At 53.2% G+C, this 24,204-nt stretch carries 19 protein-coding genes; 12 read left to right on the top strand and 7 right to left on the bottom strand.

The features are described 5' to 3' along the window. Positions 1-69 precede the first annotated feature (69 nt). The 4 genes from ACQUQU_RS12895 to ACQUQU_RS12880 all read left to right on the top strand — a co-directional run bounded on the left by ACQUQU_RS12895 (position 70) and on the right by ACQUQU_RS12880 (position 6,355). Positions 70-768 (top strand): DUF2846 domain-containing protein, encoded by a 699-nt coding sequence (locus ACQUQU_RS12895; RefSeq protein WP_430460104.1) that lies wholly within the window; start codon positions 70-72, stop codon positions 766-768. 141 nt (positions 769-909) lie between these two features. After that, positions 910-2,418 carry a fumarate hydratase gene (locus tag ACQUQU_RS12890; RefSeq protein ID WP_430460103.1) on the top strand — a complete coding sequence of 503 codons (1,509 nt, stop codon included), beginning with the start codon at positions 910-912 and terminating at the stop codon, positions 2,416-2,418. Positions 2,419-2,679: 261 nt separating this feature from the next. Continuing rightward, entirely contained in the window at positions 2,680-4,527 is a 1,848-nt protein-coding gene (locus ACQUQU_RS12885) for an alkaline phosphatase PhoX (protein WP_430460102.1), read from the top strand. A gap of 265 nt (positions 4,528-4,792) precedes the next feature. Then, a complete protein-coding gene (locus ACQUQU_RS12880; protein ID WP_430460101.1) occupies positions 4,793-6,355 on the top strand; it encodes a hypothetical protein in 1,563 nt (520 codons plus the stop codon). Between the two features lie 24 nt (positions 6,356-6,379). Here ACQUQU_RS12880 and ppnN read toward each other — a convergent pair whose 3' ends face one another. Beyond that, the gene (ppnN, locus tag ACQUQU_RS12875; RefSeq protein WP_430460100.1) at positions 6,380-7,756 is read right to left on the bottom strand and encodes a nucleotide 5'-monophosphate nucleosidase PpnN; all 1,377 of its coding nucleotides are present in this window, start codon (positions 7,754-7,756) and stop codon (positions 6,380-6,382) included. Between the two features lie 44 nt (positions 7,757-7,800). Then, positions 7,801-8,388: a CBS domain-containing protein gene (locus ACQUQU_RS12870; RefSeq protein ID WP_430460099.1), complete on the bottom strand. Its 588-nt coding sequence runs from the start codon at positions 8,386-8,388 to the stop codon at positions 7,801-7,803. Positions 8,389-8,621: 233 nt separating this feature from the next. Here ACQUQU_RS12870 and ACQUQU_RS12865 point away from each other — a divergent pair, with 233 nt between their 5' ends. Further along, positions 8,622-9,929 carry an ammonium transporter gene (locus ACQUQU_RS12865; RefSeq protein WP_430460098.1) on the top strand — a complete coding sequence of 436 codons (1,308 nt, stop codon included), beginning with the start codon at positions 8,622-8,624 and terminating at the stop codon, positions 9,927-9,929. A gap of 6 nt (positions 9,930-9,935) precedes the next feature. Further along, on the top strand, positions 9,936-10,604 hold the full coding sequence (locus tag ACQUQU_RS12860; protein WP_430460097.1) for a hypothetical protein: 669 nt from the start codon (positions 9,936-9,938) through the stop codon (positions 10,602-10,604). A 66-nt stretch (positions 10,605-10,670) separates the two neighbouring features. Here ACQUQU_RS12860 and ACQUQU_RS12855 read toward each other — a convergent pair whose 3' ends face one another. After that, on the bottom strand, positions 10,671-11,441 hold the full coding sequence (locus tag ACQUQU_RS12855) for a hypothetical protein (protein WP_430460096.1): 771 nt from the start codon (positions 11,439-11,441) through the stop codon (positions 10,671-10,673). A 111-nt stretch (positions 11,442-11,552) separates the two neighbouring features. Here ACQUQU_RS12855 and purU point away from each other — a divergent pair, with 111 nt between their 5' ends. Further along, the gene (gene purU, locus ACQUQU_RS12850) at positions 11,553-12,404 is read left to right on the top strand and encodes a formyltetrahydrofolate deformylase (protein WP_430460095.1); all 852 of its coding nucleotides are present in this window, start codon (positions 11,553-11,555) and stop codon (positions 12,402-12,404) included. A 114-nt stretch (positions 12,405-12,518) separates the two neighbouring features. On the opposite strand, the gene ACQUQU_RS12845 is transcribed toward purU, so the two are convergent. Beyond that, positions 12,519-13,706 carry a thiolase family protein gene (locus ACQUQU_RS12845; protein WP_430460094.1) on the bottom strand — a complete coding sequence of 396 codons (1,188 nt, stop codon included), beginning with the start codon at positions 13,704-13,706 and terminating at the stop codon, positions 12,519-12,521. A gap of 305 nt (positions 13,707-14,011) precedes the next feature. Between ACQUQU_RS12845 and ACQUQU_RS12840 the strand changes: the two genes are divergently transcribed. The 3 genes from ACQUQU_RS12840 (at position 14,012) to ACQUQU_RS12830 (ending at position 20,411) form a co-directional block, all read left to right on the top strand. Then, positions 14,012-17,011, top strand: a complete 3,000-nt coding sequence (locus tag ACQUQU_RS12840) for a hypothetical protein (RefSeq protein ID WP_430460093.1) — start codon at positions 14,012-14,014, stop codon at positions 17,009-17,011. 74 nt (positions 17,012-17,085) lie between these two features. Continuing rightward, positions 17,086-19,011: a DUF1302 domain-containing protein gene (locus ACQUQU_RS12835; protein ID WP_430460092.1), complete on the top strand. Its 1,926-nt coding sequence runs from the start codon at positions 17,086-17,088 to the stop codon at positions 19,009-19,011. 38 nt (positions 19,012-19,049) lie between these two features. Continuing rightward, entirely contained in the window at positions 19,050-20,411 is a 1,362-nt protein-coding gene (locus ACQUQU_RS12830) for a DUF1329 domain-containing protein (RefSeq protein WP_430460091.1), read from the top strand. A 54-nt stretch (positions 20,412-20,465) separates the two neighbouring features. Here ACQUQU_RS12830 and ACQUQU_RS12825 read toward each other — a convergent pair whose 3' ends face one another. Genes ACQUQU_RS12825 through ACQUQU_RS12815 form a run of 3 tightly spaced genes read right to left on the bottom strand, consistent with a single transcriptional unit; the run spans position 20,466 to position 22,573 of the window. Continuing rightward, positions 20,466-20,963 carry an outer membrane beta-barrel protein gene (locus tag ACQUQU_RS12825; protein ID WP_430460090.1) on the bottom strand — a complete coding sequence of 166 codons (498 nt, stop codon included), beginning with the start codon at positions 20,961-20,963 and terminating at the stop codon, positions 20,466-20,468. Between the two features lie 25 nt (positions 20,964-20,988). Continuing rightward, entirely contained in the window at positions 20,989-21,975 is a 987-nt protein-coding gene (locus ACQUQU_RS12820; RefSeq protein WP_430460089.1) for a serine/threonine protein kinase, read from the bottom strand. Positions 21,976-22,030: 55 nt separating this feature from the next. After that, a complete protein-coding gene (locus tag ACQUQU_RS12815) occupies positions 22,031-22,573 on the bottom strand; it encodes a ComF family protein (protein WP_430460088.1) in 543 nt (180 codons plus the stop codon). Positions 22,574-22,809: 236 nt separating this feature from the next. Between ACQUQU_RS12815 and bioB the strand changes: the two genes are divergently transcribed. Then, positions 22,810-23,850 (top strand): biotin synthase BioB, encoded by a 1,041-nt coding sequence (gene bioB / locus ACQUQU_RS12810; RefSeq protein ID WP_430460087.1) that lies wholly within the window; start codon positions 22,810-22,812, stop codon positions 23,848-23,850. A 101-nt stretch (positions 23,851-23,951) separates the two neighbouring features. Next, entirely contained in the window at positions 23,952-24,203 is a 252-nt protein-coding gene (locus ACQUQU_RS12805) for a hypothetical protein (RefSeq protein WP_430460086.1), read from the top strand. The last annotated feature ends 1 nt before the right edge of the window (position 24,204 follow it).

Raw genomic sequence — 24,204 nt, 5'->3', positions numbered from 1 at the left:
CGCCACTGAAGGCAGGATAGTCTGTCTGAGATCAGTGAAGCCTATGCCAGTCAGGCCAGGATAATAATAATGATAAAAATGCTCCCGCTTCTGACCGCAGCCCTGTTGCTGGGTCTTACCGGCTGTACCGTTCACCAGTCTGTTGGTGACAGCTTCGGCTCCTATGTTTCCGAACCCGATGGACAGGCCTTCAAACCCGTTGGCTACCGTTGGGATTATGAACACACCGCGCTGGTTTATGTCTACCGTCCCGCCACGCAATGGTCCATGGATGAGTTGGAAACCCCGAGTTTCAACGTCGATGGTGAGCGCCTGTTCAACGTAAAAGGCGGCGGTTACACCTGGTACGAAATGATGCCGGGTGAGTACGACGTGGTGATGCGCCGCGGTTTGCTGGGGCTTGAAGGCTTTGGCGATTTTGTCATCCGTACCGTCGCCAAACTCAAATTCGAGGTTCAGGCCGGCAAGGTTTATTACCTGCGTTATTCCGAAATTGATCCGCCAGCGGTGGACCCGGCCAGTGGTTTTACCCCGATCGGCGACGGCCCGCTGCAACTGGTGGCTCCGTCGCAGGCGCTGGCCGAGTTACCGGTCACCCGCATGATTCATCATGGCCGCGGCCTGCTGAAACCAGCCGCCGAAGAAGGTGGCGACATGGATAAAGTATTCGACGCCACGCCCGCCGGTGCCGCTGACGGTCAGCCTGCCGCCGACGGTGAGCTGAAAGCCAGACCCCGTACCAAAGCCGAAGACTGGTGGCCGTTTTAGGCCAGCGGATACTGCGCTACAATACTCCCCACAATAACAACGCCCACCCATGTGGGCGTTTTTACGCCCGCAGGGCCACAAGCTGCCAGTGGGTGCCAGCCACCGGCTTCAGCATCTGAAGCCTTTGAGAGAGAGTCCACCATGACTGTGATCAAGCAAGAAGATCTGATCCAGAGCGTCGCTGATGCGCTGCAGTACATCTCGTACTACCACCCGAAAGACTTCATTGATGCCGTGCATGAAGCGTACGAGCGCGAAGAATCCAAGGCTGCCAAAGACGCGATGGCCCAGATTCTGATCAACTCCCGCATGTGTGCCATGGGCCACCGCCCGATCTGTCAGGATACCGGTATTGTGACTGTGTTCCTGACCATTGGTATGGACGTTAAATTCGAAGGCGATATGTCTGTTGAAGATATGTGTAACGAAGGCGTACGCCGTGCTTACACCCATCCGGACAACGTGCTGCGCGCATCCGTTCTGGCTGACCCGGACGGCAAACGCGCCAACACCAAAGACAACACCCCGGCCATCATTCACATGAAACTGGTTCCGGGTAACACAGTCGACGTGCACGTAGCGGCCAAAGGCGGCGGCTCTGAAGCCAAATCCAAGTTCGCTATGCTCAACCCGTCCGACTCCATTGTCGATTGGGTGCTGGAACAGGTGCCTAAAATGGGTGCTGGCTGGTGTCCACCGGGCATGCTGGGTATTGGTATTGGCGGTACTGCCGAGAAAGCCATGCTGCTGGCCAAAGAATCCCTGCTGGAACCGATCGACATTCACGAGCTGAAAGCCCGTGGTGCACAGAACCGTGCCGAAGAACTGCGTCTGGAACTGTTCGATAAAGTGAACAAGCTGGGTATCGGTGCTCAGGGGCTTGGCGGTCTGACCACAGTGCTCGACATTAAAGTGATGGATTACCCGACCCACGCGGCTAATAAGCCAGTGGCGATCATTCCGAACTGTGCCGCTACCCGTCACACTCACTTCGTGCTGGATGGTTCCGGCCCGGCTGTGCTGGAAGTACCAAACGTCGAAGACTGGCCGGAAATTACCTGGGAAGTGGGTGATTCCGTGCGTCGTGTGAATCTGGATACCGTCACTGCAGAAGACGTAAAAGACTGGAAAACCGGTGAAACCATTCTGCTGTCCGGCAAGATGCTGACGGGCCGTGATGCGGCGCACAAGCGTATGGCCGACATGATCAACCGTGGCGAAGAGCTGCCGGTGGATCTGAAAGGTCGCTTTATTTACTACGTTGGCCCGGTTGATCCGGTACGTGACGAAGTGGTTGGACCAGCTGGCCCGACGACCGCTACCCGTATGGACAAATTCACCCGTCTGGTACTGGAAAAAACCGGCCTGCTGGGCATGATCGGTAAATCCGAGCGTGGTGACATCGCCATCGAAGCTATTAAAGATAACGAAGCCGTTTATCTGATGGCCGTGGGCGGTGCAGCGTATCTGGTATCTCAGGCGATTAAAGCCTCTAAAGTGGTGGGCTTTGCCGATCTGGGTATGGAAGCCATTTACGAGTTCGACGTAAAAGACATGCCGGTAACGGTTGCAGTGGATACCAAAGGTGAGTCGGTGCACAAAACCGGTCCGCAGATGTGGTACGCCAAAATCAACGCCAAAGAAGTCTGATTCACTGATTTCTGCGGTTGAATAAAAGAGGAGCTTCGGCTCCTTTTTTGTTGCCTGGCATTTGCCTTTCTATTGTCTGACCGCCTCCTTTTAATTGTCTGAGCGCCGCCAGGAGGCGCGTTTGCGGGGGCTGGTATCTAGCTGATATCTGTAATAACAATGTCTTTTCTCTGTAATAAAAAATAACCCGGATTGTCATTTTCGTACTCTAGTCTTGCTCGCCGGGAAGTTAGCCCTTTTAAAACCGAGAGAGAGATGGATATGAAATTTCTGGAAAAAAATCGCCTCGCGCAGGCGGTTACCGTTTCCGCGATCACTGCCATGCTGGCGGCCTGCGGTGGCGAAGATGGTAAAGATCTGACAACAGCCGATCACACCACCAAAACCTTTGGTACTGAACTGTCTTTTGCAGGTGTTGCAGCCCCTCAGACCGACGCGGACAAACGCGCAATTTTCGCTTCTGAAGCCACTGTGGGTGACGGTACTTTCGGTGGTTCTTACCATACGCTTGCGCGTTCAGGTGAAGATCACAACGGCGTTATTTTCGGACAGCTGGTTGATCAGACTGGTACCGTACTGCAGGAAGACGACGGTTCTATTCGTGTTTCTAACTCGAATGAACACACATCTCTTCTGCAGGTTGGCAGCAAGCTGTTCTCTGTTTCTCAGATGGAATCCACTCCGGGTGCCATGTTCCTGATGGAACTGAATCAGAACTCTGAGACCGGTGAGCTGACTGTTAAAAACATGAAGCAGATCGATCAGTCAGGCGTTAATGGCGGCTGGGTTCACTGTGCTGCCTCTGTGACTCCATGGCAGACTCATCTGGCTTCTGAAGAATATGAGCCAGATGCTAAGACTAACGCGACCCCGGCTGACTTCGCTGCCAACACTTCTTACTATGCCAAGCAACTGGATTACTACACGGACGAAAACGATTGGAATCCGTACTTCTATGGTTGGAATATTGAAGTTGCTGTCAATGAGAGTGCAGAAACTACTCTGACCAAGCATTATTCCATGGGTCGTCTGGCGTTTGAGCTGGCTAAAGTACTGCCGGATTCCAAAACTGCTTATATGACCGATGACGGTACCAACGTTGGTTTCTACATGTACGTTGCCGATACCGCCGGTGATCTGACCGCTGGTACTACCTACGCGGCTAAGTTTGATCAGGTTTCAGGTGAAGGTCAGGGCAAATTTAACCTCAGCTGGATCAGCCTGGGTCATGCTACCGATGCAGAGATCAAAACCTTCGTTAATAACGGCACCACCTTTGCTGATATTTTCGACACAGAATCCGCAACCGACGGCGTATGTCCTACTGGCTACACCTCGATTAATGCCAACGGCATTGGCCAGGAATGTCTGAAGTTAAAAACCGGTATGGAAAAGGCAGCTTCCCGTCTGGAAACCCGTCGCTATGCGGCCATGCTGGGTGCCACTACCGAACTGCGTAAAGAAGAAGGTGTAACCTTCGACAGCAAACGTAACCGTCTGTACGTTGGTATCTCTGAAATCGAACGCGGTATGGAAAACTTCAAGAAAGACGGTGTTGCTTCCACCTCTTACGATAAAGGTGGCAACAACGATCTGCAGCTGGATGGTTTCAACGTGTGTGGTGGTGTATACGCTCTGGATCTGGCCAGCGACAGCACCATCGGTTCTGAATACGTTGCACAGAACTTTAATGGCCTTATCGCCGGTAAGCCAACCAGTTCTTCCTATGGTCCAAACCCGGTAGATCAGGTAACTGGTTTCGAGAGCAACAAGTGCCATATCGACGGTCTGGCGAACCCGGACAACGTGACTTACATGGAAGGCTACGACAAGCTGATCATCGGTGAAGATTCCGGTTCTGGTCATCAGAATGACGTAATCTGGGCTTATGATTTCGCTACTGAGTCTCTGACCCGAATTCAGACCACTCCATACGGTGCAGAAACTACTTCTCCATACTGGTACCCGAACATCAATGGTTGGGCCTACCTGATGTCTGTCGTTCAGCATCCATATGGCGAATCTGACGGTGATAAAGATACTGGTGCTGGCGAGACAATGGCTTACACCGGTTACATTGGTCCATTCCCGGGTATTTCTACCAAGTAATTGGTGACGGATGGATCGGAAAGGACGGGCTTTGCCCGTCCTTTTTTTGGTTAAAATAGTGTTTGAGAAAGGTTTACAGATGCAACGAATTATCTCATCTTTTCTGCTTTTGACTGTTGCTCTTGTTGGATGTGACGGTGCTCGCGAGGCGCAGAAAGCGCAGGGGGAAAGTGGTTCCACTGCTTATCAGGTTGCAACTGTGAATCCGATGAAGCAAAGCACGAGTGAAATCACTTTCGGAACGTTGACGGATCTGACAGCTGATATGTCCGGCAATCAGGTCGCCTACATTCCACCTCAGTGCTACACCAATGTTATCGACGGTGTCGGTGAGGCACACAACCCGTGCTATGCCTGCCATACCATCAGTAAAGTACCTAATTTTATGAACGATACTGACGTTCAGGAAAATTACGGATTTCCAGAGACTGCACTGAAAAATTACTGGACCAATGTCTACAAAGACAGAACCACGGATATCGGAAAAATATCTGACGAAAGCATTTTGAATTACGTTCGTCAGGATAATTACTTTACGTCAGACAGCCGAATTATTCTGGCCGAAAAAATGAAAAGTATTCCGCCAGAATGGGACCGGAATAAAAACGGTCAGTGGGATGGTTATACACCGGATGTCTACTTTAATTTTAACGCCGATGGCTTTGATGTTCGCCCGGACGGTCAGCTGAGTGGCTGGCGCGTGTATGCGTACTTTCCGTTTCTCGGCACCTTTCTGCCGACCAATGGCTCAACCGATGACGTGATGATCCGCTTGCCGGACACCTTCCGCAAGAACGAACAAGGCGTCTACGACCCCTCGGTGTATAAGGTTAACCTTGCCATTGTCGAGGCCATGATCAAACAGCAGAACGTTGCCATTGAACCGACGGATGAGAAGCTGCTGCAGGTCGACCTGAATAAAAACGACCGGCTCGATATTGCTACTGAAGTGGTTTACGACTGGGCCCCCCTAAAGAAACGCTTTATGAGTTATGTTGGTGAGGCCCGTCAGGCGCTGGAAGACGGGAGCATTCATATTGCGGGCCGCCTGTTTCCGGAAGGCACTGAATTTGTCCATTCCGTGCGTTACATCGACGTTGATGGTGACAAAACCCGGATGGCCAAGCGCATGAAAGAGCTGCGCTACAGCCGCAAACTGGCCTGGAAAGATTACTACGACCTGCGTCTGATTGGTCAGGCTGAGTTCAAAGAGCGTCACGATTTTCCCGAAAGAACGAAAACCATTATTGGTAATATGGAAGCCGGTATGAATGCTCAGCACGGCTGGGTGTATCAGGGCTTTATCGAAGATGATGCCGGTCAGCTGCGTCCGCAGACCTATGAAGAGACTATGTTCTGCATGGGCTGTCACGGCAATATCGGCGCTCATGCAGATACCAACCTGTCGTTCCAGTGGAAGCTGGGGGATGAGCAGTTCCGTCACGGTTGGTATTCATGGATGGAGAAAGGTCTGGACGGTGTTGCAGACCCGCTGCGGGAGGATGGTGCCGGACAATATGCGTTCTACCTGCGCCAGAATCCGACAGGCAATGAATACCGCACCAACACCGAAGTGTTCAGTAAGTTCTTCAACAAGGACGGTACGGAAAAGCCTGAGGCGTTTGCGCGTTTGGCCGGCGATATCAGCTATCTGCTGATGCCATCAACGGAACGTGCACTGCTGCTGAATAAAGCCTACAAAGTCATTGTTGATGAGCAGAGTTTTAGCCGCGGCCGTGAAGGTGTGGTGGAGCCGATGAACAATATTCACCGAGAGGTTGAAGCAGATCAGGAAACCGGTATTACCCAGTACCTGTCCCGCTTCTGATGTGGAGACGGTAAAAACAGGCGCTCAGTCGCCTGTTTTTACCCGATAGCAAGGTTCGTATTTCCCGCTGATTTTCATACGTCCTTTGTCCACCATGCTGCTCAGTAAGGCATCCATCTGTTGCATGATGTCGATATCACCCTGCAGGGTATAAGGGCCAAATTCTTTAACCCGTTGAATACCCACCTGCTTAACGTTACCGGCAACGATACCGGAAAATGCCCTTCGCAGATTGGCAGCCAGTTTGTGGCCCGGCAGTGAGCGGCTTAGGCACAGGCTGGCCATTTCTTCGTGGGTCGGGTCAAACGGCAGCTGAAAGTCTTCGTCAATCGTCAGTGCCCAGTTAAAGAAATAGGCGTCATCGTTATTTTTGCGGTAGTCGGCAACCTTACGTATGCCTTTTTTCATCAGGCGTGCGACTTCTGCCGCATCGTCTATGACCAGGGTGTAACGTGCCTGCGCTTCGGCGCCGAGTGTCGCACCGATGAATTTATCGATATCGCGCAAATAGCCTTCGGTTTCTTTGGGCCCGGTAATGACCACCGGAAACGGAATTTTCTGATTCGCCGGGTGCGACAGTACACCAAGCAGGTACAGCAGTTCTTCTGCTGTGCCAGGACCACCCGGGAAGATCACAATGCCATGAGCGAGGCGGATAAAGGCTTCCAGACGCTTTTCGATATCCGGCAAAATGATCAGCTCGTTTACAATCGGGTTGGGCGCTTCGGTGGCGATAATGCCGGGCTCGGTAATGCCTATGTAGCGGCCGCTGCGGTTGTGTTGTTTGGCGTGACCGATCGTGCAGCCTTTCATCGGGCCTTTCATCGCACCCGGCCCGCAGCCGGTGCCAACGTCCAGACCTCTCAGTCCGAGCTGATAACCCACGTCTTTGGTGTACTGGTATTCGTGACGGGGAATGGAGTGTCCACCCCAGCAGATGGCCAGATTCGGTAAGCGGTCGGGTTTCAGTACGTTGGCGTTGCGCAGCAGGTGGAAAACCGCGTTGGTAATGTCGTCGCCTTTATTCAGATCAAAGCGGTGTGCCTTGAGAATCGATTCCTGTGCGTACAGCACGTCACGCAGCACCGAAAATAATTGTTCGCGCACGCCGCGGATGATTTCACCGTCGACAAAGGCGCTTTGTGGCGGGTTTACCAGACTCAGAACAATACCGCGGTCTTCCTGTTCAACGCGGATATTAAAATCGCGGAATTCTTCTTCCAGATTCAGATAATCATCGTTCACGCTGCCGGCGCTGAGTACGGCGTAACAACAGCGGCGCACCAGTTCGTGCGTGTCGCTACTGACGTCGCGCAGCATCTGAATTTCGTAGCGGGATAAAACCCGCAGGTGGGTTTTGGGGTGAATCAGTTCGTAATGTCGTTCCATGGATTCGCTCATGGCATGCTCCTTAAGTCCGGATGAGGGCTGACGAAAGACAGGCGTCAGGCCCAAAGCTCCATCGGACCGTAATGACTGAGTAATTGCAGCAGATCACCGCGGGTAATAATGCCCGCCAGTGTTTTATGGTCATCGCCAACCACCGGCAGGGCTCCTATGCCGTAGGCGTGCAGAATATGGCTGGTCTGACGTATGTCGGTATTTTTCAGAACGCACAGCACCGGACGTTTGGCCAGTGACAGGGCAGGTTGGGAAAGTACGGCCGGATTGCGGATCAGCGCCCGCATCAGGTCGCGATCAGACAGCATGGCGAGTATCTGGCCGTTGCTGTCTGTGATGGGTAAATGGTGGAAACGTTCCGACGACAGCACTGCCCATGCATCAGCCGCACTGGCCTGGTCACCGAGGGTGCGTACCTGAGTGGTCATGATGTCGGCGACAAAGGCCACGCTTTCAGGGGCTTTTTCCTGTTGACGGTAACCCTGACCGGAACTGTTTTTTCCTTCGGCGTCATTATGACCGGCCTGCACAGGCGCAAGCGCCTCCGTAGCCTGCATGGCTTTTACGCGAAAGAGTTCCGGGCGGAGCGGCGTTTCAATCCGGCGCCCCATATCGAAAACGATCAGGGACATGCAGTGCCTCTGGCCTCCGTGGGCAGTCGTCCATAACTGCAATATAGCAGTGTCGAATCCGCCATGACCAGCCTGAAGCTGGTGCATAAGTGAGCGGGCACTGCACGTTCGTGGTGCCGTCAATATTCTGCAGTGGGTAGTCGTTTCGGCTGAAAGCGCAGCGGCGGCTGTGTTTTTTTCGTGGCACAGCCTTTGCTCTGCTGTTGAAAAGTCTATCGATAAGGCGGGAGTACATGATCCGGATTAGCAAAGCCCAGTTGGCTGTCGTCTGCACGCTGCTCAGTGCGCCTGCGCTGGCAGACAACGCAGAACTGAACAGCAACAGTATGTGGGTGGTAATGACGGCCGCGCTCGTATTTTTTATGCAGGCGGGTTTCGCCTTGCTGGAAAGTGGCATGTCGCGGGCGAAAAACGCGGTGAACGTCATGATGAAAAACTACATGGACGTTTGTCTGGGCACGCTGATTTTCTGGCTGGTGGGTTTTGGTCTGATGTTCGGTGAAAACTTTTCCGGATTTTTTGGCTACAGCCACTTTGCGTTGTCGTCCAGTACGGTTGCGGATATTCAACCCTGGGATTACACAGTGCTGCTGTTTCAGACCATGTTTGCTGCAACAGCCGTAACTATTTGCAGCGGCGCCATGGCCGAGCGTACCCGTTACGATGCTTACCTGATCGCAGCCTGTCTCATTACCGCTTTTATTTATCCGGTATTTGGCAGCTGGGTGTGGGGCGGCCTGTATGGCGGCGGTGGCTGGCTGGCGCAACTCGGCTTTATTGATTTTGCCGGATCCACAGTGGTGCATTCGATTGGTGCCTGGTGTGCACTGGCCGGCATCATTGTGCTGGGTCCGCGTACCGGACGTTTTGATCGTAAGACCGGCGAGGCCCGTCCAATCCCCGGGCATAATCTGTCGCTGGTGGCACTGGGTGGATTTATTCTCTGGCTCGGCTGGTTCGGTTTTAACGGCGGCAGTACCTTGGCTGCCAATGCCGATATAGGCCTGATTGTTCTGAATACTCAGTTAGCTGCCGCTGCCGGTGCCGTAGGAGCTTTGGTGTTCAGTCGTATTACCCGGCGGCCGGTGCTGCTGACGGCCACGGTAAACGGCAGTATCGCCGGACTGGTCGGTATTACCGCCGGTTGTGCCAGTATGGCGCCCGAATTTGCGGCGCTGACCGGATTTATTGCCGGCATGCTGGCAGTTTATGGTGCTTATTGGATGGAACGTCGCCGTCTGGATGATGTGGTTGGCGCCGTGCCTGTGCACGGTTTTGCCGGTGCCTGGGGGACTCTGGCAGCCGGGCTTTTCCTGCGTGACGATATGTTCAGCATCACCCATATTGCGGTGCAGATTATTGGCATTGTATCGGCCTTTTTCTGGGCATTTCCGTTAGCGCTGATTGTTTTCTTCCTGATTGATCGTCTGATGGGGCTCAGGGCCAGCACTCAGGACGAACAACTGGGGCTGGATTTCACCGAGCACGATGAAATTGGTTATCCCGAATTTCATCAGAACGTTACTTATCACAGAGAGTAAAACCGGATGACTGCAGAAGGTAAACGCAGGGCTGTCTATACGGTTCTTTCTGAATTTCTGGATGGTGATGATCTGTGGGCGGCAATGTGGCGCTGGCAGAACGGTTACTCCGATAAATCTCAGTTTGAGCTGAATGCCTTTTTATCGGAGTGCCGCGATATTCCCGAAATTTCGCTGAACCGGTCTGTTTTATATCGCCAGCTGATCGGTATTCTGATGAGCAATAATGCGGCATTAAAAGATGATCCGATCCGCGCGATGCAGAATTTTCTGAATAAACAGGAAGCCTCGGGTGAGCTCGCGATTGCGCGTCCAAAGGTGGCTGACTGGACGCCGACCTTCAGTATGGTGCTGAAGGAATTGTTCGCCCAGTTACGTTCGGATACTGCCCGGTCGGTAAAAAACTACGCGGCTGAACAGGCAGCCCGCAATCAACTGGCGCAGGGTTTTATTTATGCCTTTACACTCTGGGATCAGGGAAAAACGTTGGATGTCAGCGCGATTCAGGTCAGTGATCTGAAAAAGCTGCTGAACTTCATTTATATTGGCCTGTGCGAATCGCTGGGGCCGGTGGAAGCCGATAAAATTCTGAGTTCGGCGGTGACGGATGTCGCTGATGCGATTGGTGTGGGTAAACTGGCTTATCCGGACCCCAGAATTTTATTGCAAAAATAAAGCGGCATTTGCCGCTTTATTTTTATCCGGGATTTCTGCTTGGGTTTTGTCTGGTGTTTGAGGTGCTCAGCTGAGGCCGGCAATCTGATTCAGCTGGGTAATGATGCCATTGGTATAGCGCATCACCAGAAACGGCACCAGACGGCTTTCGGTGTCGTTCGCTGCTTTGCTGATAAACAGCCACTGACCGCGGATTTTTCCCATGGCAGCCTGAGCGGTGTCCGGCAGACGTTTCTCCTGCACCCGATCGAGGCCGCTGGCAAACTGCTGGCACAGATCATTGATGGTCACGTCGCTGACGGTCAGTGGCGCGCCCATGGATGAAGCAGCGCGCTCAAGGTAACGTTCGGTGATGGTCAGCAGCAGTTCTTTCTGATGACGGGCCCAGATGTCGGCTTCACCTAGGCTGACTTCGCCGCTGTCGCGTAACGACTGACTGATCTGATCCAGATTATCCATCATGCGGCCGGCCACTTCGCGCATCATGGTCACAACCTGAAGCTCGGGAAAATTACTCTTCTTAATTTCTTCGACGTTCTGGTTCATCAGGGCGGCGAAGTGCTGCCAGTCGTTGTCCAGACTCTGGGTCTGCGATACGAAACCGGATGGCAACTCAGCGCGCAGTGCGGCGCGCTGACTGTCGTTGCGCGTCATCACCTGATTCAGCTCTGACAGCAATTGGGGATTACCTTCGTCGGCCTGATAGTGATAGAAATCGAGCAGCGCGATCTGAATGCCGGTACGCAGGTCGTAAACACTCTGTTCAGTATTGGCAGCCAGTGATGGCAGGGATACGCCGACAAACAGGGTGAGAAGCAGGGCTCTTAGGAGTAACATAGCGCTCTCCGATTTTTATGATTATTGAGCTTCAGTGGAACATGTTGGCCGGCCTGCTTCAATAGCCGCTCGGGCCAGAATGTTGTGCGAAGCTGCCATTAGTGAATTTCTATGGAACGAGTGTACCGTTTAACCATTTCCTGCCCTGACCGGGTGGGTATCGTGGCCAAAGTCGGCCAGTTTTTCTCTGGCCATGGTGGCTGGATTGTGGAAGCCAATCATTATTCTGATCCTGTCAGTGGGCGTTTTTTCATGCGCCACTGCATCCGTGCGAATTCCCTGCCGTTTGGGCTGGAAGAGCTGAAGAAAGCGTTTGCGCCGATCGCGGACGAGTTCGATATGGATTGGCATGTGAATGATTCCAGTGTACCGAAGAAAGTGATTCTGATGGCCAGCAAGGAAAGCCACTGTCTGGTCGATCTTCTGCACCGCTGGCACAGCAAAGAGCTGAGCTGTGATATTCCGTGTGTGATCTCCAACCACGACACCCTGCGTTCACTGGTGGAGTGGCATGGCATTCCGTTCTTCCATGTACCGGTAGACCCGGCGAACAAGGCAGAGCACTTCGCCCGTGTGAATGCGATTGTGGAAGAGCATAAAGCCGACACCATAGTGCTTGCGCGCTACATGCAGATCATTCCGCCGGAGCTGTGTACCCGTTACCACGGCCAGGTGATTAACATTCACCACAGTTTCCTGCCGTCGTTCGTGGGGGCCAAGCCTTACCATCAGGCGGCCGAGCGCGGCGTAAAACTGATTGGTGCCACGTGTCATTATGTGACCTCTGAGCTGGATGCCGGCCCGATTATCGATCAGGACGTCATCCGCATCAGCCACAACGACACGGTAGAAGACATGGTGCGTCTGGGTAAGGACGTGGAGAAGATGGTGCTGGCGCGCGGTGTGCGCAGTCATCTGGAGGATCGCGTACTTCTGCATGGCAACAAAACCATCGTCTTCTGAAGCCAGAAGCCAGAAGCCAGAAGCTTCAAGCTTCCGGCAATAAAAAAACGGCCGATACTTCGCAGAATCGGCCGTTTTTGTTTGCGTCAGGCGTAAGCCACAACGCTATGGTGATTACACCAGTTCGATAGCCATCGCAGTGGCTTCACCACCACCGATACACAGAGCAGCAACGCCTTTCTTACCACCGGTGTTTTTCAGCGCGTTCATCAGGGTCACGATCAGGCGTGAACCGGTAGAACCGACCGGGTGGCCCTGAGCGCAGGCGCCGCCGTAGATGTTCACTTTGCTGATATCCAGCTTCAGTTCATCGATTGGCATCATGGCCACCATGGCGAAGGCTTCGTTGATCTCGAACAGATCCACGTCGTCTTTGTTCCAGCCGGCTTTGGCCAGTACTTTTTCGATAGCGCCAACTGGTGCCACAGTGAACTCAGACGGATGCTGAGACTGAGTAGCGTGGGCCACGATACGGGCGAGTGGCTTAACGCCTTTCGCGGAAGCAGCCGCTTCGCTCATCAGAACCAGAGCAGACGCGCCATCCGAAATGGAAGAGGCGTTAGCCGCTGTGATGGTACCGTCTTTGGCGAAAGCCGGACGCAGCGTCGGGATCTTCTCAATGTTGGCGTTGAACGGCTGTTCGTCCTGCTCAACCAGAGTTTCGCCTTTGCGGGAAACCACTTTCACCGCCACGATTTCAGCGGCATTCAGGCCCTTCTCGATGGCGTCTTTGGCGCGGGTCAGGGACAGGATGGCGTATTCGTCCATCTGCTCACGGGTGTAGCCTTTCTTGTCCGACATTTCCTGCGCGAAGGCGCCCATCAGTTTGCCGGTTTCGGCATCCTGCAGGCCGTCGAGGAACATGTGGTCCTGCGGAGCGCTGCCAGCGCCCATGCGGAAGCCAGTGCGTACGCCTTCCAGAACGTATGGCGCATTCGACATGGATTCCATGCCGCCGGACACTGCGATGTCTACAGAGCCTGCTTTGATCGCATCGTGCGCCATCATGGTGGCTTTCATGCCGGAACCACACAGTTTGTTGATGGTGGTGGCACCGGTGGCATCCGGCAGACCGGCTTTACGCATAGCCTGACGGGCAGGGCCTTGCTTCAGACCGGCCGGCAGAACGTTGCCCATGATCACTTCCTGAACATCGGCGGCATCGATGCCAGCACGCTTAACCGCTTCCGCGATTGCCAGTGCGCCCAGATCGGTTGCGCTTACGCTGGAAAGGCTGCCCTGAAAACCGCCCATCGGGGTGCGGACGCCAGCCACAATGACTACAGAATCCTGATTGGACATGTTCTGTCTCCTGAAATCAGTTTACAAAAAGGCCCAATATTCTAGTGGAATGTCAGGCTGAATCACAGCGCGTGCTTTTCTGTTCAATGCTTGTGACGGATTGCCAGACAATCTGTGTCCTCCGACCAAGGTCGTGTTACACGCAGATACAAAATGAGTGACCGAACAGGAGTGAATCATACTTTGGAGTGATGAGGGTGCGCTCACGCCAGATTATAGTCTTGGGCATCTCTTTGGGGCCGGGGAGAGTCTCGCGCACCCCCCAAAGCGACCTTATAACCATAAAAAAACAGACAGGTAGCAATATGGTGAAGAAGACCCTTCTCAGTCTGGCCATCGCAGCCACCACAGCAGGCCTTGCCGGCTGTAACATCAGCAGCGTTGAAAAGTACAACGACGATGTCGATTTAACAGCCGTTGAATCTGGTCAGCCAGGCACAACTGCAAGTCGCGTTTCTCCGATTTTTTCAGCCGGTAACGCAGATCTTCCCGTGAACAGCGATTTTCTGTTTTCCGGAACGACTGACGGCACAGCAGCAGTTACGGATTCTGCACCACCTGTGACCACTATGATCAACGATCTGGCAGGCTTTTCAGCGACTGCGACCATTGATCTGCCTTTCAATGCTTCGCTGAATTCGTCAACAGTGGTTGCCGGGCAAACCGTTTTTCTGATTAAGCTGCTGAATAACACAGACGACTCAACAGTTGATGCTTTGGATATCGCAAGCAGTGTCAATGCCAGTTCTGCTGTTAATGGAGTGCCGTTCTCTGCTGTTCAGCCAGTTGCAGGTGTTGACTACACCGTTGACTATGTGGAAATGGACAATGGCGCATCGCCAACAATCCGTATTTCGCCACTTAAGCCACTCGACTCGAAAACCAAGTATCTCGTTGCGCTGACAAACGGAATCAAAGGTGCGGATGGTACAACGGCTACTGGTTCTGCTGAGTATGAGCTGTTGACTGGTGATCTGGAGCTTCCGTCAAGCTCTTTAGATCCTGTTCGCACTGCTGTGCAGGCATGGGAGCAGCTGGCGGGTGGATTCCTTGCAAGCGTTTCCAGTGGGAATATTACGCAGCAAAATTTGATCCTCACTTACGCATTCACAACAGATGCTAAAGAAGATGTATTGCTGTCGATGGCTGCACCGGAAAACTACCTGTTCGGATTGCTGAAAAACACAGCTGGTATGGAGTCTCTGCTGCCGGAAGACAGCATTGATGCTTTAGTAGCGGGTGCTGCGCTGGCAATCAATGCTGCGAATGCTGCGACAGAAGGTTGGGTTGATCTGGATCCTGATGTTGAGACGGATCGGGTTAAAATTCGTCTGAACGCTATTTACAAAACTCTGGTTTCCAATACTTTGGCAAAAGCCATCATCAATGGCGGTGCAGCGAAAACTGCAGCCACTGGAATTGCTGCCAGTAATGCAACCATTATTGGTGCGATCAACAACTGGAACGCTGCTTACGCTGATAAGCAGATTTCGCTTGATCCTACAGAATGGGACGACGCACAGAAAGGCTACATTGCTCAGGCTCTGGGTCAATACACCAGCTCAACAGACAATGCCACTCTTGTCGCGACTGCCGCGAATGGCGCTGGCGCCCTGCTAAAAGATGCTTCTCACCGTCCGGCTCCACGTGATTTTTTACCTATCGGTACCGATCTAAATCTGGATGGTGATTTCACTGATGCGAGTGAGAGTGTCGTCACTATTCCAAACGCAGCGCTTGGTTTAACTAACAGCACGGCGACCATGCAGGGCATGCTGACTCTGCCTCAGTTCATGGAGCGTACATCGGTTGATTCAAGTTCTTTCTGGACTGGTTCAACCTTGGTGGGTGAGGTTATTGATAGCGCACTGGGTAATGCAGACGACACCACGCCGCCGAAGGACTCTGATGGTAGCCGCAATGTGACTTACCGTTTCCCGTTCGCGCAATTTGTAGAAGACGTAAAAGTTCCGGTTCTCGTTACTTACCCTACCGATGGTTCATGCTCTGCTCCGTATAAAACGATCATATTCCAGCATGGTATTACAACTGATCGCACCAGCTCTCTGGGTTTTGCAAACCAGATGGCTGCACCTGCAAGCGGTTGTTTTGCTACTGTTGCTATTGACCATCCTGTGCATGGTGTCGATGCCGCAACAACTGATCGTAATGGCAATGCGGTACGATACAGTGCATTTAATGCATTTAACGTAGCGGGTTACGTGGATTCTACAACGCCGGCCAATACCCCGTTTGCAGCTACTCTGGCTGCGGTTGCACAGGCTGCTGGTGAGAATGATCCATACACTGGTCTGGCAGAGCGGCATGAAAATCTGGCTCTGAATGCACTGCAGCAGCCGGTAGCCATGAGTTTTGTTACGGGTTCTGAGTCCGGAAACTCGGGTGATTTTTATATCAATCTGAGCAACATGCAGCAGACGCGTGATCACCTGCGCCAGTCGGTTATGGACCTGTTGAACCTCAATGCATCGATTGGAAATATCGATGTTGACGGCGATGGCGTTGGCGATCTGGATGAAGACAACATCTACTTCGTAGGCCACTCTTTAGGAGCGATTGTCGGCATGACCTACGTAGCGGTGAATAACGCCGTTGCGAACAATGCCAATATTCTGTCTAAAGATCTGAACCCGATTAAAGCTGCCATTTTTGCTCATCCGGGCGGTCAGCTGCCTAAACTGCTGGAGAATTCACCAACCTTCTCCGCCAAAATTTTGCCAGGTCTGGCTGCGGCGGCTGGGTTGACCCAAGGTATGAGCAATCTGGAAAAGTTCTTTGGCGTTTTCCAGGCTCCGCTCGATTCTGTTGATCCGGTGAACTTCACATCGCTGCTGAAGGCGACAGGTACTCCTGTTCTGATGTATGAAATCGTTGGTGGCGGTACTGTTGGTGCGCTCGACAGCAACACTGATTCTGGTGATTCGATTCCAAACACAGGGTTGTCTGACACTCTGATTGGTGCTGGTATTTATCCTTCAGATACCGTGGTCCCTAACAACGCTGATCCGGCGCTGAATGATGTTGAAACAGGCAAGTCTTATCTGACTGGTACAGATCCTCTGGTCGCGCAGCTTGGACTGACCACCGTAAGCGGCAGTGTTGCTGACGCTGATACCAAACTGTTTCTCGTCAGCAAGTTTAATCAGGGAACCCATGGCACTGTAGCATCGGCAGACGCGCCTACTGTATTTGCTGAAATGGTCAAAGAAGCTGCTTCATTTTTTGGTTCAGACGGTGAGGCTCTGCTTGTTGGCGATGCTACTAAATTATCCACTGATGATTGATTGATCTCTGCTCCGGGACTATGTGCCCGGAGCCCGCATTGACTTGCGTTGATACATATTTTCTGGAGTCAGATATGAGTATAAAAAAAGAGAACTGGCTGATGATGCGTAAAATTCCGTTAGCGTTGGCGATTTCTGCAGCTTCCTTAAGTGCGCAGGCTGTTGAATTTAACTTCGGCGATTTGGGGGTTCAGCTGGATAACACCATCAGCTACGGTGTCGCGTGGCGTACATCTGAACGTGATCAAGGTCAGATCATGGGTGGTAACGGTGATGCTATTGGCGAAACCACTTACGGTTCCTCGTATAACTATGACGACGGTACGCTGAACTACAGCAAGGGTGATATCTACACCAACGTAGTGAAGTGGAGCGGCGATCTGGAAGTAAACTACCTGAACTATGGTGGTTTCTTCCGTGCGCGCGCCTATTACGACACGGCGATCATGGACGAAGATACCGATTTCAAACAACTTAACGACGCAACCAAAGCTGCGGCGGGTAAAGGCGCAGAATTGCTGGATGCGTACGTTTGGGGCGACTACGAACTGGGCGACACACCGGTCAACATCCGTGTCGGTCGTCAGGTTGTGAGCTGGGGTGAGAGCACCTTCATTCAGGGCGGTATTAACAGCATTAACCCCGTGGACGCCTCTGCGTTCCGCAAGCCTGGTGCGGAAGTTAAAGAAGGCCTGCTGCCAGTTAATATGGTGTACACCTCCGTCGGTCTGAGCTCCGATGTGACGCTGGAGGCTTTCTACCAACTTCAATGGGAAAAAACCCGTTCTGACCCATGCGGCACTTTTTTCTCCACCGTTGACTTTGTTGCCGATGGATGTGGTCCTGTGATTCTGGGTGGTGAAGCGGATGAGCGCGATATTCTTGCGTTCCGAGACGCTGAAATTGAAGCTGGCGTCCCTCTGTCGGACCGTGTTGCTCCAATTACCGAGCGTCTGCCGGACGATCAACCAAAAGATTCCGGTCAGTACGGTTTGGCATTGCGTTGGTACTCTGAAGCACTGGGTGATACCGAGTTCGGCTTTTACTACATGAACATTCACAGTCGCCTCCCTTACATCAACGGTGCGGTGACGAATCAGGATCGCATTGGCGCTCTTGGCGGTGGTGATGACCGTTCTGTAAATGCCGATGCGACCTACAACACTTATCGCCCGCTGTATCAGATTGCGTATCCGGAAGATCTGCAACTGATGGGTATAAGCTTCGCAACCAGTACAGAAGGTGGTGCATCGATTTCTGGTGAAGTCAGCTACAAGCCTGATATGCCGCTGCAGTGGAACGCATTTGAGCTGATTCTGGCTGGTAACGGTGTGCCTTGGAGTCGCTTATATGATCAGCGTGCACAAGAAGCAGGAGACGCTTCTGCTCTGTACGGTGAAATCGCTGAAGGCTATGACATGTTTGACATGTGGCAGGCTCAGATGACCTTCATCAAGTTCTATGACCGGGTATTGGGTGCAGACCGTCTCGCTCTGGTAGGCGAGGTTGGTGCTACTTACATCCCTGATCTCCCTAGCACAGACGATGCGCGTTATGGCAGATCTGGGGCATACGGTATTGGTAACAATGATGGTGTTGGTGACTTCCGTCCGACAGGTGTACCAGCGGGTACTGACATGTGTTCACTGGGTACTTCAACATCTAACAGCAGTCGTAACACCAATACCGACTACTGTAATGACGAAGGCTACACCACCAAACTGTCTGGTGGTATCCGTCTGCGTGCGGCTCTGGACTTCAACAACGCGTTCGCAGGTGTGAACGTGACTCCAAGTCTGTCTGTTGCATACGACAAGGGTAATGGTCCTGAGCCAGGTGCTCAGTTCCTGGATGACCGTCTGACGACCGGTATCGGCGTAAGCTTCGTGTACCTGAACCAGACTTCTGTGGATATCACCTACACTGACTTCTCTGGTGGTGACTACAATCAGATGGTTGACCGCGACAACATTGCTCTGTCTGCGAAATATTCGTTCTGATCACTGGCTCGTATAAGAATTACTGAGGTTTTAGAACCATGTTGAAGAAACACTATAAAACCTGGGGCGGCGCGATTGCGCTGTCCCTGATGATCTCTGCAGCAAACGCTGAAGTGAGCCCGGCAGAAGCCGCCAAACTGGGTAAAGAACTGACCCCGATCGGCGCAGAAATGGCCGGTAAAGGCGACATTCCAGCCTGGACTGGCGGTCTGACCAAAGCACCAGCCGGCCACAAAGCGGGCGACAAGCCGGTGAATCCGTTTGCGGACGACAAAGTGAAGTTCGTGATCACAGGTCAGAACTACACGCAGTACGCGGCTAACCTGACCGATGGTCAGAAAGCCATGTTTGCCAAGTACCCGAACACCTACAAAATGCCGGTGTACGAATCCCGTCGTACCGCTGCTTACCCGCAGTTCGTCTACGACGAGACCAAAAAGAACGCGACCAACACCAAACTGCTGGAAGGCGGTAACGGTCTGGCCAACTACGTAGAAGGCGTACCGTTCCCAATGCCGAAAAACGGTCTGGAAGCGATCTGGAACCACATCGTGCGTTACCGTGGCGGCAGCGTAAGCCGTATCGTTGGTCAGGTGACTCCACAGACCAACGGTGACTTCACAGTTGTTCGTTTTCAGGATGAATTCACCTTCCGCAACAAGCTGAAAGATTTCGATCCGAATGCTGACCAGAACGTGCTGTTCTACTTCAAGCAAGACGTACTGTCTCCAGCCCGTCTGGCGGGTAACGTACTGCTGGTTCATGAAACACTGGATCAGGTAAAAGAGCCGCGTAAAGCCTGGGTGTACAACGCTGGTCAGCGTCGTGTACGTCGTGCTCCGCAGGTTGCCTACGATGGTCCGGGTACCGCAGCCGATGGTCTGCGTACGTCCGATAACTTCGACATGTACAACGGTGCACCAGATCGTTACGACTGGAAACTGGAAGGCAAGCAAGAGATCTACATTCCGTATAACTCTTACAAGCTGAAAGATCCGTCACTGAAATACGATCAGATCGTAAAAGCCGGTCACATCAATCAGGATATGACCCGCTACGAACTGCACCGCGTGTGGAAAGTGACTGCGACCCTGAAAGAAGGTAAGCGTCACATCTACGCCAAGCGTGTGTTCTTCATCGATGAAGACACCTGGCAGGCCACTGAGATCGACCACTACGACGGTCGCGGTGAACTGTGGCGTGTAGCCGAAGCACACAACGTTATGTACTACGATAACCTGGTGCCTTGGTACGCCATCGAAACTCTGTACGATCTGAACTCCGGCCGCTACCTAGCTCTGGGTCTGGATAACGAAGAAGAGTCTTCCTACAAGTTCGGCTTCGAACGCAGTCAGGCAGACTATACTCCGGCCGCTCTCCGTCGTGAGGGTGTCCGCTAAGCGGAAGCCGGAAATAAAAAAGGGGCCTCAGGCCCCTTTTTTTATTCTCTGCTATCAGAATTTCACGATGAAACTGGCTTGATACACAGAGGATGCATCTTTGTTGATGTACTCAGCGCGTGCATCAATGACAGGCGTCAGATGCAGGCCGGCGCCGGCGCCCAGCAACAAGCCATCATCGTCACCGATATCCAGACCGAAACGGGCAATGCCAAACAGATTCGGGCTGATTTCCGGCAGATCTTTCTGAGCAACACCCGCTACCCACAGGCCTGAGATGTCGCTGTTAGAACCGTTGAAGAAGTCATCCGTCTGCGTGTAGCCGACTTCGATAGCCGTTTCTACCTGAGCAATGTCATTCGGGATTTCGTAGCCAGCAAATACCGAAACACCGGGGGCATCAACACTGCTGCCACCAAAGGGTGAGTCCACAACGTTGTGGGACACGCTGCCGCCGATATACAGCTTGGAGACATCAAACGACGGCTCCGCAAATGCGCTGGCAGATGCCATCAGGGCCAGAGCAGTGCTTACCGGTAAAATTGTACGCATAATAAAATCCTCTTAATTATGGTGATCAGAAATAGGGGAGTTCGATAGGGTCTTCGTGCAGCGCGGCAACCTGCTCGCGTAAATGTAAAATGTGATCCGACCAGAATCTGTGCCCGTCCAGCCAAGGGAACGCCGCCGGAAAGGCCGGGTCGTCCCAGCGACTGCACAGCCAGGCCGCGTGATGAACGATACGCCGTGTTCTCAGCACTTCGATCATCGGCAGTTCCTGTGCCGGAAATGGCCGGAACATTTCGTAGCCTTCTTTAATGACCAGTAATTGCTGGCGTTGTTCCTCTTCACGTCCGCTGAGCAGCATCCAGATGTCCTGCATTGCGGGCCCTTGTACGCAGTCGTCGAAGTCGACCATGTACAGGGTTTCGTCACGCAATAATAAGTTGCCGGTGTGCAGATCACCGTGCAGACGCAGGTACTGAGCCGCATTGCCCTGATATCGTTGCTCACTCAGGCGGATCAGATCCTGCGTCAGAGCTTGATAATTACTGCGGTAGTCTTCCGGAATAATACTGCCTGACAAAATAATCTCAGCAGCGGCAGCAATGTCGGCCGCTGGCTTTATGGTTGGACGGTGAGCAAAGGATTTTTCGGCGCCGCACTGGTGCAGGCGTGCCAGCCAACGACCGATCAGCTCCAGATCATCGTCACTCGATAATTCAGGCGCATGACCGCCGCGGCGTGGGAACAGGGCGAAATAAAACGGATCATTAAAAAACAGCGTTTTATTCTCAATGGCCAACGGTGCGACAACGGGCAAATCCGCCGCCGTCAGATCACTCAGAAAATCGTGCTCCTCCTGAATAGCCGCTTCCGACCAGCGACCAGGGCGGTAAAACTTACCTATGATGGGCTGAATGTCCTCGATGCCAATCTGATAGACGCGGTTTTCGTAACTGTTGAGCGGAAACACCCGTGCGTCACAGACGTAACCCAACTGCTCGACTGCATCCATGACCCGTTCCTGGGTCAGGCTTTCGTAAGGATGACCTGCTGACATATCGACGCTGCCTGAGAAAGAATCCGCGCATTATGCCTTCAGCCTTGCCGGGGTGCTAATGCGCAGGTGTTCTGGCCAGTACCCAGATACCCACTATGCTGGCGCCTTGCTTCTTCAGTGCGTTTGCAGCTGCGCCCGCCGTAGCGCCTGTGGTCATAACATCGTCAATCAGCAGGAGGTGTTGTCCGCTTAAATCCAGCTGGTTGCCATTCATTGCCCGTTTCTGATTCCGGTGACGTTCTTTGGCGCTCAGGCCACGCTGATCGGTGGTGTGCCGTTTGTGCAGCGCATGGAGAATAAGGGGCTTTCCGTAGTGCTGGCTGAGGCGGTCAGCCAGCATGCCTGCGACGTTATAACCGCGTGTAATCAGGCGGCGGCGCGAGGAAGGCATCACGACAAGAGCGTCGATATTATCCAGATTCAGTGGCGGCTCCTGCAGCATCAGCCAGAGCAGCCGGTGAATCCAGTTCAGTTGCTGGTCGTCCTTGATGGCTCTTATCCAGCCGGCAATCGGGTGGGAATAAAGCAGCGGGCTGTGACAGTAATCAAACGCCGGGGGATGGCTCTGGCAGCGGCCACAACGTCCGGGCTCCGCCATGGGCTCGGCGCATTGTGAACAACAAAAGACCGGGCGTGGCAGTTTGGCACGACAAGCTGTACAGAGGAAGCCGCTATTGTCGGCGCCCTCGAGACAAAGCTCGCACACCATGCCGGAAGCTGACCAATGGCTGAATAATCGCCGGCAGTTTACGAGCGTCTGGCGCAGATTTGACCGCATAGCGCTGCTCTCTATGATCGCGATTCATCAAGTGTAATAAGTGGGCGGGAATAGCCATGATGCAGTCGCAGGAATTTCAGAATGAAGTACGGCATGACTGGAGCCGGGAGGAAGTCAGCGCCTTGTTAGCGCTGCCGCTCAATGATCTGCTGTTCCGGGCGCAGTCGACGCACCGCCGTTACTTCGATCCGAACCGGGTTCAGGTCAGCACGCTGTTGTCGATCAAAACCGGTGCCTGCCCTGAAGACTGTGCCTATTGCCCGCAGAGCGCTCATTACAACACCGGCCTTGAGCGTGAACGGCTGATGGAAGTGGATGCTGTGCTGGAAAAGGCCCGGGCCGCCAAGGCCTCCGGCGCTGAACGTTTCTGTATGGGTGCGGCCTGGCGTTCACCTTCTCACCGCGACATGCCCTATGTGCTGGCCATGGTGCGCGGGGTCAAAGCCATGGGACTGGAGACCTGCATGACGCTGGGCATGCTGGATGCGCAACAGGCTGGTCAGCTGGCGGATGCCGGGCTGGATTATTACAACCACAACCTTGATACCTCGCCGGAATATTACGGCGAGATCATCACCACGCGGACGTTTACGGATCGTCTGGAAACTCTGGATTACGTGCGCAAGGCTGGCATGAAAGTCTGTTCTGGCGGCATTCTTGGGATGGGCGAAAGCCAGAAGGACCGCGCTGGCCTGCTGCAATCGCTGGCGACGCTGAATCCGCATCCGGATTCTGTCCCCATCAATCAGCTCGTACGCGTGCCGGGTACGCCGCTGGCAGATGGAGAGTCGCTGGATCCGCTCGACTTTGTCCGCGTTATTGCGGTCGCCCGGATTCTGATGCCAGCTTCGTACGTGCGCCTCAGCGCAGGACGCGAAGCAATGTCAGACGAAATGCAGGCCATGTGTTTCTTTGCCGGTGCCAACTCGCTTTTTTACGGAGAGTGCCTGCTGACCACACCGAATCCGGAAGCCAGCCGGGATCAGAGGCTGTTTGCCCGTTTGGGCATCAACTCAGAGGCCATCGCAGCCGCTAAACCGGCCGTAAAAACACCGAATACTGAACAAACGTTGTTTTACAACGCAATGGCCTTCTGAATATAACGAAACTGTCTAATAACCCTGCGTTTCTTGCTGGATAAATTGCTTGGGTTTGATTAAATTGTGATCAATAGCCAAAAGACCGTGAAGAGGTGGTTATGAACATTGGATCCACGACTGGTTCAGCCTTTACCGCTGGTTCTTACGCCATTGATCAGGGCGTCAGCCGGGTCAACCGCGCTGCGCAGGATGTCGTGGATGCCACGACCAGTCGCCCGGTTGAAGGCGTGGGTGAAACATCGTCCGCTCTGGTTGAAATGCGCGAGGGCGAAAACTCGGTGAAAGCCGGCGCCAAAGTGGTTGAAGCTCAGGACAAAGCCTTGGGGAGCCTGATTGATATTCAGGCCTGAT

Source organism: Thalassolituus sp. LLYu03, assembly GCF_050507655.1.
Classification (GTDB): Bacteria; Pseudomonadota; Gammaproteobacteria; order Pseudomonadales; family Oceanobacteraceae; genus Venatoribacter.
The sequence above is the reverse complement of the archived record's forward strand: the minus strand, read 5'-3'. Positions and strand labels throughout refer to the sequence as shown.